The 15,839-nt window shown below is 65.1% G+C and carries 18 protein-coding genes and 3 tRNA genes; 7 read left to right on the top strand and 14 right to left on the bottom strand.

Features of this window, described 5'->3' with window-relative positions; translation table 11 throughout:
* Positions 1-10: 10 nt before the first annotated feature.
* From ACSS7Z_RS03190 to hpt, 10 genes are all read right to left on the bottom strand, one after another.
* Positions 11-700: a DUF2520 domain-containing protein gene (locus ACSS7Z_RS03190; RefSeq protein WP_438253008.1), complete on the bottom strand. Its 690-nt coding sequence runs from the start codon at positions 698-700 to the stop codon at positions 11-13.
* The gene (locus ACSS7Z_RS03185; RefSeq protein WP_438253007.1) at positions 690-2,426 is read right to left on the bottom strand and encodes a PH domain-containing protein; all 1,737 of its coding nucleotides are present in this window, start codon (positions 2,424-2,426) and stop codon (positions 690-692) included. The genes ACSS7Z_RS03190 and ACSS7Z_RS03185 overlap by 11 nt, the downstream gene beginning before the upstream one ends.
* On the bottom strand, positions 2,423-3,013 hold the full coding sequence (locus tag ACSS7Z_RS03180) for a PH domain-containing protein (protein ID WP_438253006.1): 591 nt from the start codon (positions 3,011-3,013) through the stop codon (positions 2,423-2,425). Before ACSS7Z_RS03180 ends, ACSS7Z_RS03185 begins: the two co-directional genes overlap by 4 nt.
* The gene (locus ACSS7Z_RS03175) at positions 2,970-3,452 is read right to left on the bottom strand and encodes a DUF3180 domain-containing protein (RefSeq protein WP_438253005.1); all 483 of its coding nucleotides are present in this window, start codon (positions 3,450-3,452) and stop codon (positions 2,970-2,972) included. The genes ACSS7Z_RS03180 and ACSS7Z_RS03175 overlap by 44 nt, the downstream gene beginning before the upstream one ends.
* Positions 3,449-4,000, bottom strand: a complete 552-nt coding sequence (folK, locus tag ACSS7Z_RS03170) for a 2-amino-4-hydroxy-6-hydroxymethyldihydropteridine diphosphokinase (RefSeq protein WP_438253004.1) — start codon at positions 3,998-4,000, stop codon at positions 3,449-3,451. The genes ACSS7Z_RS03175 and folK overlap by 4 nt, the downstream gene beginning before the upstream one ends.
* Positions 4,000-4,374, bottom strand: coding sequence for a dihydroneopterin aldolase (gene folB / locus ACSS7Z_RS03165; RefSeq protein WP_438253068.1), 375 nt, complete (start codon positions 4,372-4,374; stop codon positions 4,000-4,002). Before folB ends, folK begins: the two co-directional genes overlap by 1 nt.
* A gap of 2 nt (positions 4,375-4,376) precedes the next feature.
* Positions 4,377-5,177, bottom strand: a complete 801-nt coding sequence (folP, locus tag ACSS7Z_RS03160; RefSeq protein ID WP_438253003.1) for a dihydropteroate synthase — start codon at positions 5,175-5,177, stop codon at positions 4,377-4,379.
* A complete protein-coding gene (folE, locus tag ACSS7Z_RS03155; protein WP_438253002.1) occupies positions 5,174-5,782 on the bottom strand; it encodes a GTP cyclohydrolase I in 609 nt (202 codons plus the stop codon). The genes folP and folE overlap by 4 nt, the downstream gene beginning before the upstream one ends.
* Positions 5,783-5,784: 2 nt before the next feature.
* Positions 5,785-7,800, bottom strand: a complete 2,016-nt coding sequence (gene ftsH, locus ACSS7Z_RS03150) for an ATP-dependent zinc metalloprotease FtsH (RefSeq protein WP_438253001.1) — start codon at positions 7,798-7,800, stop codon at positions 5,785-5,787.
* Positions 7,801-7,904: 104 nt separating this feature from the next.
* Entirely contained in the window at positions 7,905-8,456 is a 552-nt protein-coding gene (gene hpt / locus ACSS7Z_RS03145) for a hypoxanthine phosphoribosyltransferase (protein WP_438253000.1), read from the bottom strand.
* Between the two features lie 87 nt (positions 8,457-8,543).
* Here hpt and ACSS7Z_RS03140 point away from each other — a divergent pair, with 87 nt between their 5' ends.
* Positions 8,544-9,119: a DUF937 domain-containing protein gene (locus ACSS7Z_RS03140; protein ID WP_438252999.1), complete on the top strand. Its 576-nt coding sequence runs from the start codon at positions 8,544-8,546 to the stop codon at positions 9,117-9,119.
* A gap of 5 nt (positions 9,120-9,124) precedes the next feature.
* On the opposite strand, the gene tilS is transcribed toward ACSS7Z_RS03140, so the two are convergent.
* Complete coding sequence (gene tilS, locus ACSS7Z_RS03135; protein ID WP_438252998.1) at positions 9,125-10,123, bottom strand: tRNA lysidine(34) synthetase TilS; 999 nt, start codon at positions 10,121-10,123, stop codon at positions 9,125-9,127.
* Positions 10,124-10,187: 64 nt separating this feature from the next.
* On the opposite strand from tilS, the gene ACSS7Z_RS03130 reads away from it, so the two are divergent.
* Both ACSS7Z_RS03130 and ACSS7Z_RS03125 read left to right on the top strand, forming a co-directional pair.
* Complete coding sequence (locus tag ACSS7Z_RS03130) at positions 10,188-10,820, top strand: TMEM175 family protein (protein ID WP_438252997.1); 633 nt, start codon at positions 10,188-10,190, stop codon at positions 10,818-10,820.
* Between the two features lie 44 nt (positions 10,821-10,864).
* A complete protein-coding gene (locus ACSS7Z_RS03125; protein WP_438252996.1) occupies positions 10,865-11,356 on the top strand; it encodes an inorganic diphosphatase in 492 nt (163 codons plus the stop codon).
* Positions 11,357-11,437: 81 nt separating this feature from the next.
* On the opposite strand, the gene ACSS7Z_RS03120 is transcribed toward ACSS7Z_RS03125, so the two are convergent.
* Entirely contained in the window at positions 11,438-12,898 is a 1,461-nt protein-coding gene (locus tag ACSS7Z_RS03120; protein WP_438252995.1) for a M23 family metallopeptidase, read from the bottom strand.
* Between the two features lie 206 nt (positions 12,899-13,104).
* On the opposite strand from ACSS7Z_RS03120, the gene ACSS7Z_RS03115 reads away from it, so the two are divergent.
* The 3 genes from ACSS7Z_RS03115 (at position 13,105) to ACSS7Z_RS03105 (ending at position 13,419) form a co-directional block, all read left to right on the top strand.
* A tRNA-Glu gene (locus tag ACSS7Z_RS03115) sits at positions 13,105-13,177 on the top strand.
* A 23-nt stretch (positions 13,178-13,200) separates the two neighbouring features.
* Positions 13,201-13,274 (top strand) — tRNA-Asp (locus ACSS7Z_RS03110).
* A 72-nt stretch (positions 13,275-13,346) separates the two neighbouring features.
* Positions 13,347-13,419: transfer RNA gene (locus ACSS7Z_RS03105), tRNA-Phe, on the top strand.
* Positions 13,420-13,534: 115 nt separating this feature from the next.
* Here the strand turns inward: ACSS7Z_RS03105 and ACSS7Z_RS03100 are convergent.
* Together ACSS7Z_RS03100 and ACSS7Z_RS03095 are read right to left on the bottom strand one after the other, a co-directional pair.
* Positions 13,535-14,818 carry a HipA domain-containing protein gene (locus ACSS7Z_RS03100; protein ID WP_438252994.1) on the bottom strand — a complete coding sequence of 428 codons (1,284 nt, stop codon included), beginning with the start codon at positions 14,816-14,818 and terminating at the stop codon, positions 13,535-13,537.
* Positions 14,808-15,029 (bottom strand): helix-turn-helix domain-containing protein, encoded by a 222-nt coding sequence (locus tag ACSS7Z_RS03095; RefSeq protein ID WP_438252993.1) that lies wholly within the window; start codon positions 15,027-15,029, stop codon positions 14,808-14,810. The genes ACSS7Z_RS03100 and ACSS7Z_RS03095 overlap by 11 nt, the downstream gene beginning before the upstream one ends.
* A 63-nt stretch (positions 15,030-15,092) precedes the next feature.
* On the opposite strand from ACSS7Z_RS03095, the gene ACSS7Z_RS03090 reads away from it, so the two are divergent.
* Positions 15,093-15,764 (top strand): hypothetical protein, encoded by a 672-nt coding sequence (locus tag ACSS7Z_RS03090; protein WP_438252992.1) that lies wholly within the window; start codon positions 15,093-15,095, stop codon positions 15,762-15,764.
* The last annotated feature ends 75 nt before the right edge of the window (positions 15,765-15,839 follow it).

The raw sequence follows: 15,839 nt of genomic DNA, 5'->3' as shown, positions 1-15,839 counted from the left end.
GGCCAGGGCGTCAGGGTAGGAGCGGGTCGGATGCCTCGCGCAGCGCCCGTTCGACGGTCGACTGCACGAGCGCAGAGAGGTACCCGCCCGGGTTCTCCACGCCGATTCCCCGCAGCAGCGACGTCGACTGTCCGATGATCGCTCGAGAGAATTCGGATGCCGTCGCAATCGCCTCCGCGTAGGCCGCACGGTTGTCTTCATCGACGACGACCGGCTCGCACCCAAGTTCAACGGCGAGCGCCTGCGCGATCGGCAGCACCGGAGCGGGGGCTGTGACAGCAGCGAAGCTCACCTGCAGTTGGCGCAGATCAATCGAGGTTCCGGTGAATGAGATCGCCGGGTGCACCGCCAGGGGGATCGCGCCCGAACGCTGCGCGGGCTCGAGCACACCGATCCCATACGCCGGGTCGGTGTGCAGCACGAGCTGTCCGGGTTGCCAAGCACCGGCCTCGGCGAGACCGTGGACGAGGCCCGGCAGTTCCTCATGCGGCACGGCCAGGATCACCAGCTCACTGCGCCGCAGCACTTCGGCGGCGTCAAGCACCGGAACATCCGGAAGGATCCCGGCGACGCGATCGTCGTCGGACCCGCTCGTGATCCCCGTGATCGCATGCCCCGCTCCGGCGAGCGCAGCACCGATCACCGGCCCGACTCGTCCGGCGCCGACGATGCCGACACCGAGGCGTCCGTCACGCTTCACGCGGTTCCCCGTCTGCGTCCGCGGCCGCTGAGCCTGTCGAAGGGCCCCCGCCCGCAGCATCCTCCACCACGTGAACGTGCTGCGCCCACCGGTGGCTCTGATCCCGCCCAGTCGCGGCGTAGGTTTTCTGCGCGATATCGTGCATCGTCGCCATCATTGTGACGCTGTCGATTCCGACGACCTCGCCGAGGATCGGCCCGGCGACGCTGTGCGCCTTCATCCAGGCCACCCGCTGGACGCGGTCGATGGGCCCCTGCGAGACGGAGATGCCCTGCAGCCGAGCCAGCGGGACAACAGCGAGCTTGCGCCATACCTGGCCGCGACGCATCAGCAGTGCGAAGTCCGTGACGGCGAGTCCATGCCTCTTCCACGACACCGGTCGGCGCCACCATGCTCGCCGCTCCAGTGAGGTGTACGGATCCTCAGCCTGCGGCCCCAGGATGCCGTGCTCCCAGACCAGCGGCAGATCCTCCGCCGGCAGGTTCGGGAGGATCAGCGCGAGCACGCGCTCCACGTCGGCGCGGGTTCCCACCGGGAGCACCACGTTGAACTGCTGCGCCGAGCTGGACTGCTGCTGTGAGGCGCTTTTTCCCGACATGCGGTTGATCTTGATCGCCCACCAGCCGAAGGGCCGCCACAGCAACGACTGCGTCACTTCAGCGGCGAAGATGCGGCCAGGCGGAATCGTCTCGGTCACCGTAGTGAACAGGCCGTAGGTGATGCGCACACCGTCGGGGGTGGGAGCGATCGAGTAGCGCAGCGACTTGGAGATCTGGCCCCAGGTGATGGCGACTGTCGCGATGATGAACGGAATCCCCATACCGAGGATCATTGCCACCACGCCGATCCAGGCATCCGGGTCCCCGTCGGAGAGGATCACGGGGATCGTGAATCCGAGCGAGACCGCATAGATCACCAGGAAGAACAGGAACCAGAGAACCCCGGTCAGTAAATGTGAGCCGACGAGTCGGCCGGTGGGGATCTTCACGACACTTTCCGGCTCGACGTCTGCCAGGTCCACGCCGCCGATGAGGTCATTGACCCCGTGGTTCATCGAACCGACCAGCTGCGAGCGCATCGTCGCCGACGCTGTTGCCGGCTGCACACCGGGGGTCTCGCCACGACGCATCGCGCGTGCTCCGGATGCGAGGCGGAGGATGTCTGAGCGCACACCCTCGGCCTTGGACGTGGAGAGGTACTCCAGCGGCACGTTCGCGTCGGTTCCCGCACCGACGACCTCGAGTTTGGCCAGCCCGATCAGGCGTGCGGGGAAGGGCCGCGTCAGGTTGACGCCCTGCACACGGTCCAGGGGCGCCCGACGCTGCGACCGGAAGATGATGCCTTTTCGCACCTCGACGTGTTCGTCGGAGATGCGGAATTCCTGGAACCGCCAGACCATCCAGAAGAGCAGAATCAGCACGATGAGAACGCCGAGCACGGCGAGCAGTGCGACCAGAATGAGGTTGTTCGCCATCACCCAGTCCACGGGGTCACCGGCGCCGTAGTACTCGTCGACATGTACCTCTTCCGGGGCGAAGAGGTTGATCGCCCAGAAGATGATGCGATCGCGGAAGTTATTCAGCACAACACCGGCGACGATGATGAGCACCAGGCCGCCCTTGAACAGCGGGGTCAGCGGGTGCAGCCGATGCCATTCACCGTCTGCGAGCGATGCGCTCGGCACGGGAACGTTCTGTGCTGGCATGCTCTCGGCAGGGGTGCTCACAGGCCGGTCCTACGGGTCTCGGCGACCTCGATGAGGGTGTCGCGAAGTGCTTCGGCAGCGGCCTGGGTCAGTCCCGGAATCTGCACACCCGTCGTCGCCGCGGCGGTGACCAGCTTCAGCTGAGATACGCCGAAGGCGCGGTCGAGCGGCCCGTGCGTGATGTCGACCAGCTGCATGCGCCCGTAGGGAACGGCGATGACGCGCTGCCACAGAATGCCCTTGCGGAACACGATGTCATCCGCACGCAGCATGTAGCCGACAGCCTTCGCCTGGCGGGGCAGGATCACCAGGGTGAACAGAATCACCACGGTGATGATCCCGGCGGGAATCCACACCCACTTCTGGTCGAAGACCAGTCCGACAACAAGCGCCGCGATGATCACCAGGGCGAGCAGCAGCCCCTCCTGCACGAACTGTGAGACGACGTAGCGCGGCGAGATCTGGTGCCAGTGCCCATCAAGCGCCAGTCGTCCGGCCCCGCGAGGCTCGCGGATCTGCTCGTAGGTGCCCTCATCGAGCACCGGTTGCGCAGCCGGTGATCGGTCAGCGCCCGTCGGCTCCGGCGGTGTGATCTGGCTGTCGGTCATCAGGTTCCTTCGGAAGAGTGCAGAAGTGTTCAGCGACGAGTGCTGCGGCAACGAGGACGAGCGAACTCACCACGAGCGCGGCCATCGCCACAATCGACCCTACCTGTGCGGTCACCGGCCGCGAGAGGAGAAACACTCCTAACCCGGCACCGAAACCCGCCATGAGCGCGCCCAGCAGGCTCGATGCCCGCGCGAGCGTCGCCGCACGGATTGCGCGGAACGGATCGATGCGTCCGGCCGTGCGCCCCTGCACGCTGCGCCGTACCGGCCACGCGAGCGCGAGCACGGCGGCCGCGATCAGCAGCAGGAGGACGGGCAAGAAACCGGATGGGGCGAAAGTTGCGCGTCCCGATACCGTCAGCAGATGGTCGAGCAGATACCCCGCTCCGCCGCCGACCAGTGCGAGCAGGATCAGCGCGACCGCAGATGTGCGCTTCACGGATGCCCCTGGCTGCTGCCCGCGGCATCCGTTCGCAGATTCTCGACCAGACGATCAATCCGTCCGACTCCGGGGATTTCGGCATCCGGATCGAGGCTCAGCCACGGCTCCAAGACGAACAGCCGCTCGGCGGCGCGCGGATGCGGCAACAGCAGCTGTGGATCGTCCGAGGTCACGTCTGCATAGGTGATCAGGTCGAGGTCGAGGGTGCGGTCGCCCCAGCGTTCCCGTCGCACCCGACCGTGCTCGTCCTCGATGGCGTGCAGCAGCCCGAGCAGGACTTCGGGTGCGAGCCTGGTGGCGAACACGACGACGGCGTTCACATAGGTCGGAGCATCCGGGTCCGGTCCATCCAGGCGCACCGCCACCGTCTCGTACAGCGGCGACAGCAGCACGTCCTCGACGAGCGGCAGCCGGGAGATGCGTTCGACCGCACCGCGGATCGTCTCTTCGCGGTCGCCGAGATTCGCCCCGATGGCGACCACCGCGTTCACGCTTTCGCGACCGGACCGTGCGTTCGGGGCGGTCAACGGGGGCATCCTCGTCATCAGCCCTCCCCCGCCTGCGTGCGCGTAATCTGCACCGACACGTCCGAGAAAGTCAGGGCGATCGGAGCATGCGGCTTGTGGACGGTAACGGTCACCTGCTGAACACGCCGGTCCGCGAGTGCGACGTCGGCGATGCGCTGGGCGAGCGTCTCGATGAGGTTGACCGGTTCACCGGCGACAACGGCCGCCACGTTCTCGGCGAGCTCGCCGTAGTGGACGGTGTCGGTGACATCATCGGATGCCGCGGCATCCGTCAGCGGAAGATGCAGGCTGAGGTCGATCACGAACTCCTGGCCGCTCTCGCGTTCGTGCTCGAAGACGCCGTGTCGGCCGAACACCGTGAGCCCGGTGAGCTGAATCACATCGGTCGACATCGTCATCCCTCCCAGGCGTGCGCGACCGCGAGGGCATCCCGGGTCGCTGCGACGTTGTGCACCCGCACGGCCCAGATACCGTGACGGGCTGCGAGAGCGCTGGTGACCGCCGTGGCAAGATCGCGGCGTTCGATGTCGACGTCCGCGGGAGTGCCACTGAGCGTCTCGGACAGGAATCGTTTGCGCGAGGTGCCGATGAGCACCCGATGCCCGAGCGCCTTGATATCGGCGATCCCGCGCAGCACATCCCAGTTCTGCTCCCCCGCCTTGGCGAATCCGATGCCCGGGTCGACGATGATGCGTGCCGGTGCGATGCCGGCGGCGGCCGCCGCACCCACGCGCGATCGCAGTTCGCTGGCGACCTCGCGTGACGCCCGACGGTAGTCGGCGTGCGCATACATGTCGTCTGAAGGACCCCGCCAGTGTCCGATCGCAAAGTCGGCGCCGGATGAAGCGACGGCTGCCAGCATACCGGGGTCGGCGAGACCGCCGGAGACGTCATTGACGATGCGGGCGCCGGCTCGAACTGCGGCTGCGGCTGTCGAGGCGTTCAGGGTGTCGATGCTCACCGGAATGCCGCGGGCGGCGAAGGCTTCGACAACCGGCAGCACCCGCTGCTCTTCGACGGCCGGATCGACGCGTTCGGAGCCAGGACGGGTCGATTCGCCGCCGACATCGAGTACAGATGCACCGGCATCTCGCAGTGCGAGTCCGTGGGCGATCGCACGCTGAGGGTCGATGAACTGCCCACCGTCGCTGAAGGAGTCCGGTGTGACGTTGACGATGCCCCAGATGCCGGTCATTGATCTGGTCCCTGAGCCGGTCGAAGGGTACCGATCAGTGCGATCAGTTCCTGCCGTGCGATCGGCTCGCTGTAGTCACCGCGCGCAGCGATCGTCAGCGTGGAGGCTTCACTTTGGCGGCCGCCGCGCATCGTCACGCACCCGTGCGTGGCATCCAGCACCACCAGCACGCCGCGAGTATCGAGGTGCTCGGCGATGGTGTCGGCGATCTGCTCACCGAGCCGTTCCTGCACCTGCGGGCGGGCGGCGAGAGTCTCGACGACACGGACGAGCGCTCCGAGGCCGACGACCTGCTCACCCGGCAGATAGGCGATGTGCGCACGGCCAGCGAAGGGCAGCAGGTGGTGCTCGCACACCGAGCGGAAACGGATGTCACGCAGCATCACAGCGCCTGACGGCAGCGTCTCGGGCGCCGGACCGCGAGAAACGCTGATCGTACGAGCGAGCGGCTCCGCAGCATCCTCACCGACTCCGGCGAAGAACTCCGCGTACAGATCGGCCATCCGCGCCGGCGTCTGCTTGAGCCCTGGGCGCTCCGGATCCTCTCCGATCGCTTCGAGAAGCTCGCGAGTCAGCCGCTCGACACGCTCCCTGTCGACGGCCACGATCAGGCCGTCGCCGGGCGTGCCTGTCCGGATGCCGGCGCGCCGTCGGTCGCACCGAGAGATGCCGAAGCATCCGCCGCGCCCTCGACGGAAGCTGCAGCATCCGCCGGAATCACGCGCTTGGGCACCTCGATCGGGGGACGCTCCGACACCGGACGCTCGTTGCTCGACAGCCACAGCGGGCGCTCGGGAAGCTTGCGCACATCGCTGAAGATCTCGGCGATCCGGTTGTGGTCGAGGGTCTCCTCCTCGAGGAGGGCCAGGGCGAGGCGGTCGAGGACGTCACGGTTGTCGCTGATCACCTGGTAGGCCTCATCGTGCGCCTGCTCGATGAGCTGTCGCACCTGATTGTCGACGCGTTCGGCCACCGATTCGGAGTACTCGCGCCCGCGGCCCATGTCGCGACCAGCGAAGGGCTCGCCGCCCTCGGAGCCGAGCTTGATCGGGCCGAGATCGGTCGTCATGCCGTACTCGATGACCATCTTGCGGGCGATGCTGGTCGCCTTCTCGATGTCGTTGGACGCACCGGTGGTCGGGTCGTGGAAGATGAGCTCCTCCGCGACGCGGCCACCCATCGCGTAGGTCAGCTGGTCCTGCAGTTCGTTGCGCGTGACCGAGTACTTGTCATCCAGCGGCATCACCATCGTGTAGCCGAGGGCCTTGCCACGAGGCAGGATCGTGATCTTGGTGACGGGATCGGTGTAGTTCATCGCCGCCGCAGCCAGTGCGTGTCCACCCTCGTGGTACGCGGTGATGAGCCGCTCACGATCCTTCATGACGCGCGTGCGACGCTGCGGGCCGGCGATCACGCGGTCGATGGCTTCGTCCAGCGCACGGTTGTCGACCAGCTGCGCGTTCGAGCGCGCGGTCAGCAGCGCAGCCTCATTGAGCACGTTGGCAAGATCTGCACCGGTGAAGCCCGGGGTCTTGCGTGCGACGACTTCGAGGTCGACGCTCTCTGCGAGCGGTTTGCCCTTGGCGTGCACCTGCAGAATGTGCAGTCGGCCCTTGAGGTCCGGAGCATCCACCCCGATCTGGCGGTCGAAACGGCCCGGGCGCAACAGAGCCGGGTCGAGGATGTCGGGGCGGTTCGTCGCCGCGATCACGATGACGTTCGCGTTCGGGTCGAAGCCGTCCATCTCGACGAGCATCTGGTTCAGCGTCTGCTCACGCTCGTCGTTGCCGCCACCCATGCCGGCACCGCGGTGACGTCCGACGGCGTCGATCTCATCGATGAAGATGATGGCGGGAGAGTTCTCCTTGGCCTGGTTGAACAGGTCACGCACTCGGGATGCGCCGACACCGACGAACATCTCGACGAAGTCAGAACCCGAAATCGAGTAGAACGGGGCACCCGCTTCGCCGGCGACAGCGCGGGCGAGCAGGGTCTTGCCGGTTCCGGGAGGGCCGTACAGCAGCACGCCCTTCGGGATGCGAGCGCCGATCGCCTGGAACCGCGCGGGATCCTGGAGGAAATCCTTGATCTCCTCGAGCTCCTCGATCGCCTCATCGGCCCCGGCGACATCGGCGAAGGTGACCGTCGGCGTCTCCTTGCTGACCAGCTTCGCCTTGGACTTGCCGAACTGCATGACTTTGCCGCCACCGCCCTGCATCGAGGACAGCAGCCACCAGAACAGCAGACCCAGCAGGACGAGCGGAAGAAGAAGAGAGAGGAAGCCGTCAAACCAGGTCGCGCGCGGCACGACGTCGTTGAAGCCGTCCTTCGGGTCTGCCTGGGTGATGGCGGTGACGACCTCGTCCGCGCGGGCATCCACGTAGTAGAACTGGACCTTCTTGGAGTCTTCGAACGCCTTCGACAGCGTCATATCGACACGCTGATCACCGTCGGTGTTCGTGACCTCGGTGACGGTCTCGCCGGAGAGAAGGTCGAGGCCCTCCTGCGTCGTGATCGTCTTCGGAGCGCCGAGGTTCGAGATCAGCAAAAACCCGCCGAACAGCAAAATACCGATCAGCGCCACATACACCAGCGGATTCCGGGTGATCTTCTTCACGTTCATGATGCGATCAGCGTATCGCGCCTCGGTTAGTGGTCCCCTGTGATTCGCCCACGGCGTACGCTTTCGACCGCTGAGCTTGTTAAAGCGTCCGGGCGGCGCGCGACTTAGGAGTACACGTGCGGCGCGAGCACCGCGACATCGCGCAGGTTGCGGTAGCGCTCGTCATAGTCGAGGCCGTAGCCGACGACGAAGTCGGCGGGAATGTCGAAGCCGACGTACTTGCAGTCGATTTCGACCTTGGCCGCTTCGGGTTTGCGCAGCAGCGCCAGCACTTCAATCGACTCGGGTCCGCGCGACTCGAAGTTCTCCAGCAGCCAGCTGAGGGTGAGCCCCGAGTCGATGATGTCTTCGACGATCAGCACGTGCTTGCCGTGCAGATCGGTGTCGAGGTCCTTGCGGATCTGCACAACACCGCTTGATTTCGTGCTGGATCCGTAGCTGGACACCGCCATCCAGTCCATCGGTGCGTGCATGGGCAGCGCCCGGGCGAAGTCGGCCATCACCATCACCGCGCCCTTGAGAACGCCGACCAGCAGCAGGTCTTTGCCGGCATAGTCTTCGGTGACTCGGGCTGCGAGCTCATCGAGTTTGGCGATGATCTCCTCCTCTGTGACGAGGATGTCTGCAAGGTCTTCTTGAATTTCAGCCGCACGCATGTATTGCATTTTAGGTGACGGATGCTGTGGGTGCCCCGCTACTGTGATGATCAAGCGGGCGTTCGCCCTCAGATGGAAGGACTTCTCATGGCTCTCGACGACATCCTCAAGCAGCTACCACTCGATGACATCGCGGCAAAGCTCGGTGTCTCCCCGGACGTCGCGAAGTCGGCTGTCGAGCAGGGCGGCGCCGTTCTGCTGAGCGGTCTGGCCAAGAATGCACAGAGCAGCGAAGGCTCGGCGGCGATCCAGAACGCGCTCAAGAAGCACCAGGGCGCGTCGGGGGCATCCTCGCTCGATGACATCGACCAGGCCGATGGCGGCAAGATCGTCAAGCACGTGCTGGGTGAGTCTGAGAAGGACGTCACCGCGAAGCTGAACTCGTCGGAGAAGACCGCCGGAATCGACTTCGGAAAGCTGCTGCCGATCCTCGCGCCGATCGTCATGGGCCTGATCGCGAATGCGACGAAGGACAAGTCTTCATCGAACAACGCAGAATCCGGTGGCGGACTCGGCGATGTCATCGGCGGGCTCCTCGGCGGCGGGAACAGCTCGGGCGGCGGCATCGGCGACCTGCTCGGCGGTCTTCTCGGCGGCGGCAACAATTCCGGCGGTGGGGGCATCGGCGACCTGCTGGGCGGACTCTTCGGCGGGAAGAAGTAGCCCGCTTATCGAGCGGTGAAGACGATCCGCCCACCCTGCCGCGCGGCCGTGCACCCGGGCAGATCGATCGGGCCCTGACCTGACCAGTCGGTCACCAGTCGAGCGACTTCGACGGTCTGCGTGCGGGTCAGGCTCGCCCCGAACTCGCTGTCCGCGACGAGGCGGATGATGCGGTTGCGAAGGGCAGCCGGGTTCGCCGCGAGCGCCGCGACGCTGACAGAGATCCCGGCCTCGGCATGCTCGACGATGTCTTCGATCGTCTCGTGGATCATCTCGTCGAACGCTTCGGCGTCTTCGCGCAGCTGCTCGGCTGTTCGCGCGAGCGCTTCGGCGATGCCGGGGCCGAGTTCTGTTTCCAGGACCGGAAGCACGCGTTCGCGCACGCGGACTCGTGCGAACCGGTCTTGGAGATTGTGCGGATCATCCCAGGGTGTGAGATCGGATGCTGCGCAGAACGCGCGGGTCACTTCACGCCGCACTGCCAGCATCGGTCGGAGCCATGCGACGCCCTCGTCGTCGGTGCGTGCTGGCGCCATTCCCATGAGGCTGGCGGCTCCGGAGCCGCGGGCGAGCCCGAGCAGCACCGTTTCGGCCTGGTCGTCGAGCGTGTGTCCCAGCAGCACTGCGCGGGCGCGCAGCTCGATCGCGATTCGACGCAGCGCCGCGTAGCGTGCGTCGCGGGCCGCGGCCTCTGGCCCGCCGGTCCCCGTTCCGCTGCATGCGACGTGCACGCGCTCGCTGAGTGCACGGATGCCGAGGCCTTCTGCCTTCGCGACGGCCGAAGCCGCAACCTCCGCCGATGCTTCTTGCAGACCGTGGTCGATCGTGACGCTCACCACCTGGATGCTCCGCGCGCGCGCTTCGAAGGCGGTCGCAGCAGCGAGCGCCAGAGAATCTGCACCACCCGAGAGCGCGACGACGACGGTCGAGTCGTCGGGCAGGTCGAGAAGGGCGGTGCGCACGGCGCGGCGAAGCTCAGCGATAGCGGGTGACAGAGAGGGCACACGACAACGGTACGACACCGAAGAGCCCCTACCGCGGCATCCGTCTCGGTCATATTCTGGGCCCGTGACGCAATCGTCGGAGTCGGCCGAGGAAGCGGTCACAATGGCGCCGGAGAGGCTGAAGGCGTTCGTGGATGCGGTCGTTGCCATAGCGATGACGCTGTTGATCCTGCCGCTACTCGAATCGATCTCCGATGAGGCCGGAACCGGCGCTACTACGTGGGAATTCTTGGTCTCGCATCGGGGCCAGCTGATCAGCTTCATCCTCAGCTTTCTGCTGATCGCGATGTTCTGGATGGAGCATCACCGACAGTACGATCAGGTGTTTCGTGTCACGATGCCGCTCGTCTGGATCAACGTCGCGTGGATGCTGACGATCGTGTGGCTGCCCGTGCCGACGGCGATGCTCGGTCAGATGGAGACCGACCCGCTGCAGGCGCTGGTCTACATCGGCACGCTGATCCTCACGCAGGCCGCCACCCTCGCCGGCAAGCTGTATTTGATCCGGCATCCGACCCTTTCCGGCTTCACGACCCAACGGCTGTGGCACGGGGCGATCGGCGACATCGCAGCTATCGCCCTGTTCTGCATCGCGTTGCCGATCGTGGCCTGGGTGCATGAAATCGGCTACTTCGCTCTGCTGCTGTTGGTCTTCTCAACACCCCTGGAGAAGTTGCTTGAGCGACTGCGCGGGTAGGCTAGTCCGCGGCATCCCAACCGTCTTTCTTGAGGAGTACACGCATGGGCGCACACGACGCCGTCATTGAGATCCCGCGCGGCAGCCGCGTGAAGTACGAAGTCGACCACGAAACCGGACGAGTCCACCTCGACCGCGTGCTCTACACAACGTTCGGCTATCCGGCCGACTACGGCTACTTCGACAACACGCTCGGCGAGGATGGCGACCCGCTGGACGTGCTGCTTCTCCTGGACCACGCGCTCTTCCCCGGTGTCGTCGTCGAGGTCCGCCCCGTCGCCGTTCTGAAGATGAGCGACGAGGCTGGCGGCGACGACAAGCTCGTTGCCGTGCTGTCGAAAGACCCGCGTTGGGCGCACATCCAGGACATCGACGACATCGCCGAGTACACGAAGAAGGAGATCGCGCACTTCTTCGAGCACTACAAGGACCTCGAGCCCAACAAGTGGGTCAAGGTCGATGCGTGGGGTGACGCTGCCGAGGCGCAGCGCATCCTCGACGAAGCCATCGTGCGCTTCGGTGAGAACGGTCACTGAACTCACTGACCGGCACCAACCATAAAGAAGCCCTCGGATCCGCTGTATTGCGGCCGAGGGCTTCTTCGTGTGCGAGAGGCGTCAGACGGAGATTCCGTGCGCCGCCATGAAGTTAATCGGGTTCGTGTAGCCACCGTTGATGTACACCTCGTAGTGCAGGTGGCAGCCGAAGGAGTTGCCGGTGTTGCCCGCGTAGGCGATGATCTGGCCGGCGTTGACCCACTGGCCCCAGCTGACGGCGAAGGAGTTGATGTGCGCATACCCGGTGCCCACACCGCCGCCGTGCTGAATGCGGACGTAGTTGCCGTAGCCGCCGTTCCAGCCGGCGTAGTCGACGGTTCCTGACTGCGCTGCGAAGATCGGTGTGCCGCAGCCGTTGGCGAGGTCGACGCCGTAGTGGAATCCGCTCGAGCAGTAGCTGCTGCCGCACTGCACAGTGCGCGGGCCGTAGCCCGATGAGCGCCAGCCGCCGTGCGGGCGAACCCAGCCGCCGCTGCCGACTGCAGCGGGACTCTCTCCGCCGCCGCCGCCGCCTCCGCCGCCGCCGCCGCCTCCGCCGCCTCCGCCACCGGCGGCTGCTTCTTCTTCGCGGCGTCGCCGTTCTTCTTCAGCGCGGCGTCGCGCTTCCTCTTCGGCTGCGCGGCGTGCGGCTTCTTCAGCCTTGCGCTTCTCTTCGGCAATGCGCTTGGCTTCAGCAACGCCCGCCTGGTAGTCGGCGACAGTCTTCGCAGTTTCGCCCTTGAGTGCCTGCAGCTGAGCTTCGAGCGTGATTCGGTGTTCAGCCTGCTCTGCGAGAGCGGCTTGGGCGGCCGCTGCGGCATCCTGCGCTGCGCGCATCTTCTCTTCCGCGACCTTCTGCAGACGGTCGCGCTCATCGCGTGCCACCACGGCCTGATCGCTGAGCGATTGCGCGGAGTTTCGAGCCGCGACGGCGTCGTCGTAGACGGACTGGTTGTACTGCAGGAGCTTGTCCATCGTGCCCAGGCGGGACAGCAACTGGTCCGCGTTCGCCGCGGAACCGGCGAAGAAGAGTTCCAGTGCGGTGTCGTCGCCACCGTTGCGGTAAAGCTGTGCGGCAACCTGGCCGGCCTTACGGGCCGACTCATCGGCGATCTTCGCCTGAGCGTCAGCCTGCGACTGAAGCGCCTCGGCTTCGGCGATCGCTGCGAAATATTCCTGCTGAGCCTCGAAGAACTCATTGCCGGCTGCCTCTGCGGCCGCCTGTGTCTCAGCGACGCGCTGGGTGAGGGATTGGATCAAGCCCTCGATTCGGGTGATCTCGCCGGCTTTGGCTGCTTCATTGTTTCGCGCACGTTCGACGTCTTCCCACGTGGGGTAGCTGGCGGCATACGCAGCGTTGACACCGGAGCCGATACCGAACGCGCTGAGAGCGACGGCGCTGAGTGCGCCGAGACCGAGGGCGTTGCGCCGGGTGAGGACGTTCTTCTGCCAGAAGGTGCGACGCTCATCGATGCTGGGCGCGCAACCACAGGAGTCCCCTGCGTCGAGCGCAGCATCCATCAAGGACTGCTCGTCGTTCACACGGCCCCTTCCACCGAATTCACTTATGCCACAGTAACAACATCTTTAACATCCGCAACAGCGCGCGGGGCGCCAGGAGGCCATGGACATGAGCCATCCTCTCCCCGAAACGCCCGGGCGTTCGGCGGACGCGCCCTCGATTAGCTTTTTGCCCAAAAGATCGCTTATGCTTGAGCGTCGGCAAGGAAGTCCCCCGGGACAGCCTCGGCCCCATCGTTTAGCGGCCTAGGACGCCGCCCTTTCACGGCGGTAGCACGGGTTCGAATCCCGTTGGGGTCACTCCGATATAATTTAATATGCATGGCCCTGTAGCGCAGTTGGTTAGCGTGCCGCCCTGTCACGGCGGAGGTCGCGGGTTCAAGTCCCGTCAGGGTCGCTCTAAGCGACGGGCCCTTATTTCGGTAAGGGCCTTTCGTCTAGGATGCGGCAGATTTATGATGTGCCGCATGGCTCTGTAGCTCAGTTGGTAGAGCGCACGACTGAAAATCGTGAGGTCACGGGATCGACGCCCGTCGGAGCCACAGGGGTCATCATTACAGTGATCCTAGAAACCCTCGCCTAGCTTCTACATGGCGGGGGTTTTGCTTTGCCCTGGTGAGCCCTCTCCGGGAGCTTGTGCCTGTTTTGTGCCGGTCGTCACGCGCTCCAGCCACGCGACGACGCATACTCATGGATGCTGTCGACCATCCGCCCGACGAACGGGTCGTCGCCGAGCTGCGCTCGCGCAGCATCCGCCGCCGCAGCGTAGGCGATCACGATGCCGTCCGTGATCTCATGGGCGCGCGCCTCAGCCCAATCGCGGTCGAGGCCGACCCGTGCCGCCACCCTGACCAGCGAATCGAGGCTGATCCGTTCGACGCTGTACTCCCCCTCAATCGACATGGCCAGCTTCGGGTTACCGCCGTCGGCGGCGAGGTACGGTGCGTAGCTGCCGAGGTCATAGAGCGGGGCAAGCTGGGCACGATCACGCTGCAGCAGAAGCGAGTAGTTCTTCGCGTGCGCGTCGGTACCGAGAGACGCCACCGAGAACACAAGGGCCTCGTAGAACTGCCTTGCGTTGCCTCGCCTGTCTTCGGCGTCAGGCAGGGAGTTGATGAGGCGGGTAATCGCTACGACACCTGGTCCACCCTCGGACTGATACTTCATGTCCGGCGGCACGCTCAGCGTCTGACAGAGGTCTTCCTGATGGAGCCGATGCCAACGCCCGTCTTCGAGCCGGCGGTCGTAGCGCGTGGAAACGAACACCGCGTGTCCACGCTCGGTGGTCACCAAGAAGTCGTCAGCGACGTGAAGCCGCAACTCACGCGCCGCGGCCATCGTCATGAACTCATTGATGTGATGGTCCGGATAGGGCGCGACCGCTGGCTTCAGTATGTGCGTGGTCGGTGTCGAATCCTGCGGCACCGCCCATCGTTCCTGCTCGGTGCGAAACAGCGCGACTTTGGGCTGCGCACCGGGAAGACTCCAGCGCGCGTCATCCGTACGCCTCCCCCAGGTATCACCGTTGCGGACAAGATCCGCCACGAGCTCCGCGAAGTCGGTGTCGGAGAGCTCTCTCACATCGCCGTGACGCTCGGCTGCGTCAGCGCTCGCCTCACCAGCCGGAAGCAACTGCACCGCACCGGCCGCATCACGACCAATGTGCGAAAGCAAAGCGAAAGGATTACTGGCGCTGACACGATACTCGCGTCCGAGCTCCGCGAGCCGGCCCGGACTGTCGGGAAGCAACCCCTGCAGAAAAGCGCGCACCAGCTTGTTCTTGTGCCCCGCGCGCACAAGCGGCATGGAGAGTGAGAGCGGGGTCGCATCGCGCCGGGACCGGTAGCCAGCGTCGTAGGTGAATGACAATGCGCCGCCAGCCGACTGCTCGACGACGCCGATCGCTTCGCCATCGAGATACGCGAACAGTTCACTCGACATCGTCGACCTCGCTGACGTCGACGACGAGGCCGAGCTCTCGGAGAACGCGCATGAGCCGGAAGAGCGTGACGGTTGTGGACCCGTTCTCCAGCCGCACGACCCACTCGCGAGTGACGCCGGCGCGGCGCGCGAGCTCAGCTTGAGACAGACTCAGACCTTCGCGGTGCTCAGCAACGAGTGCCCCGAAGTCGGATGCAGCGCGTACTTCCATCTCCACCTCCCGTGACTTATAACGCACAACCCTACATGTGACTTATAACGCACACAAGAGAAAGTGACTTATAACGCACACTCCTTTGCCGCCGAGCGACGAGGCGAACAGGTGTTGCTTGGTAAGCTACTACGCGTGAAAACTCAGGTGTCTGTTGTCATATTGGCTGTCTCCTCTGTGATGTTGTTGGGCTGCGCGGCTTCAATTTCTCCCGAACCCGTTCAGGACACTGGCCAGACCGTCTCGCCGGGCAACGATGTTTCAGACTCAGTACCGCCGGTGCCCAAAACACTGTCGATCGACCACATTTCATCATGTGATGACCTGGAATCAACGATGGCGCCGTACATCGATGGGCTCACTCAGATGGAAGGAAACAGCGTCAACGAGTGGGGCGTGAGCTGTACCTGGACGATGCCGGAAGACAATACTGACTGGGCAAATGCCCGCGAGGTCTCACTCGGCGTCACACCGGTTTACGACGCGTCGACCAGGCCCGACATTCCAGGACTGCAACAGGTCTTTCCCGAAACCGCCGAGATCACGGACAAGTGGATCGCAGAACTCGGCGGTGTCGCGTACGTCGTCGAGATGGGTACCGGAACGGTAGCCGCACTCCAGTCGGTGGTGTGGACGCCAGATTTTGAGGTAGCAGTCGGAGGCGGTCGCTGGGAAGGGATGCCCGCACTTGACGGCAACGCTGCACTCGAGGTTGCGCGCGCGGTGCTGCGCTAAGACGCGGGGGTCCTCCAGCGCGGCGGCGCAAGCCTGATGCGCGATTCGGCCGGCATCATCCACGCAGCACTACCC

The sequence above is a fragment of the Microbacterium wangyouchuni genome, assembly GCF_051546305.1.
Classification (GTDB): domain Bacteria; phylum Actinomycetota; class Actinomycetes; order Actinomycetales; family Microbacteriaceae; genus Microbacterium.
The sequence above is the reverse complement of the archived record's forward strand: the minus strand, read 5'-3'. Positions and strand labels throughout refer to the sequence as shown.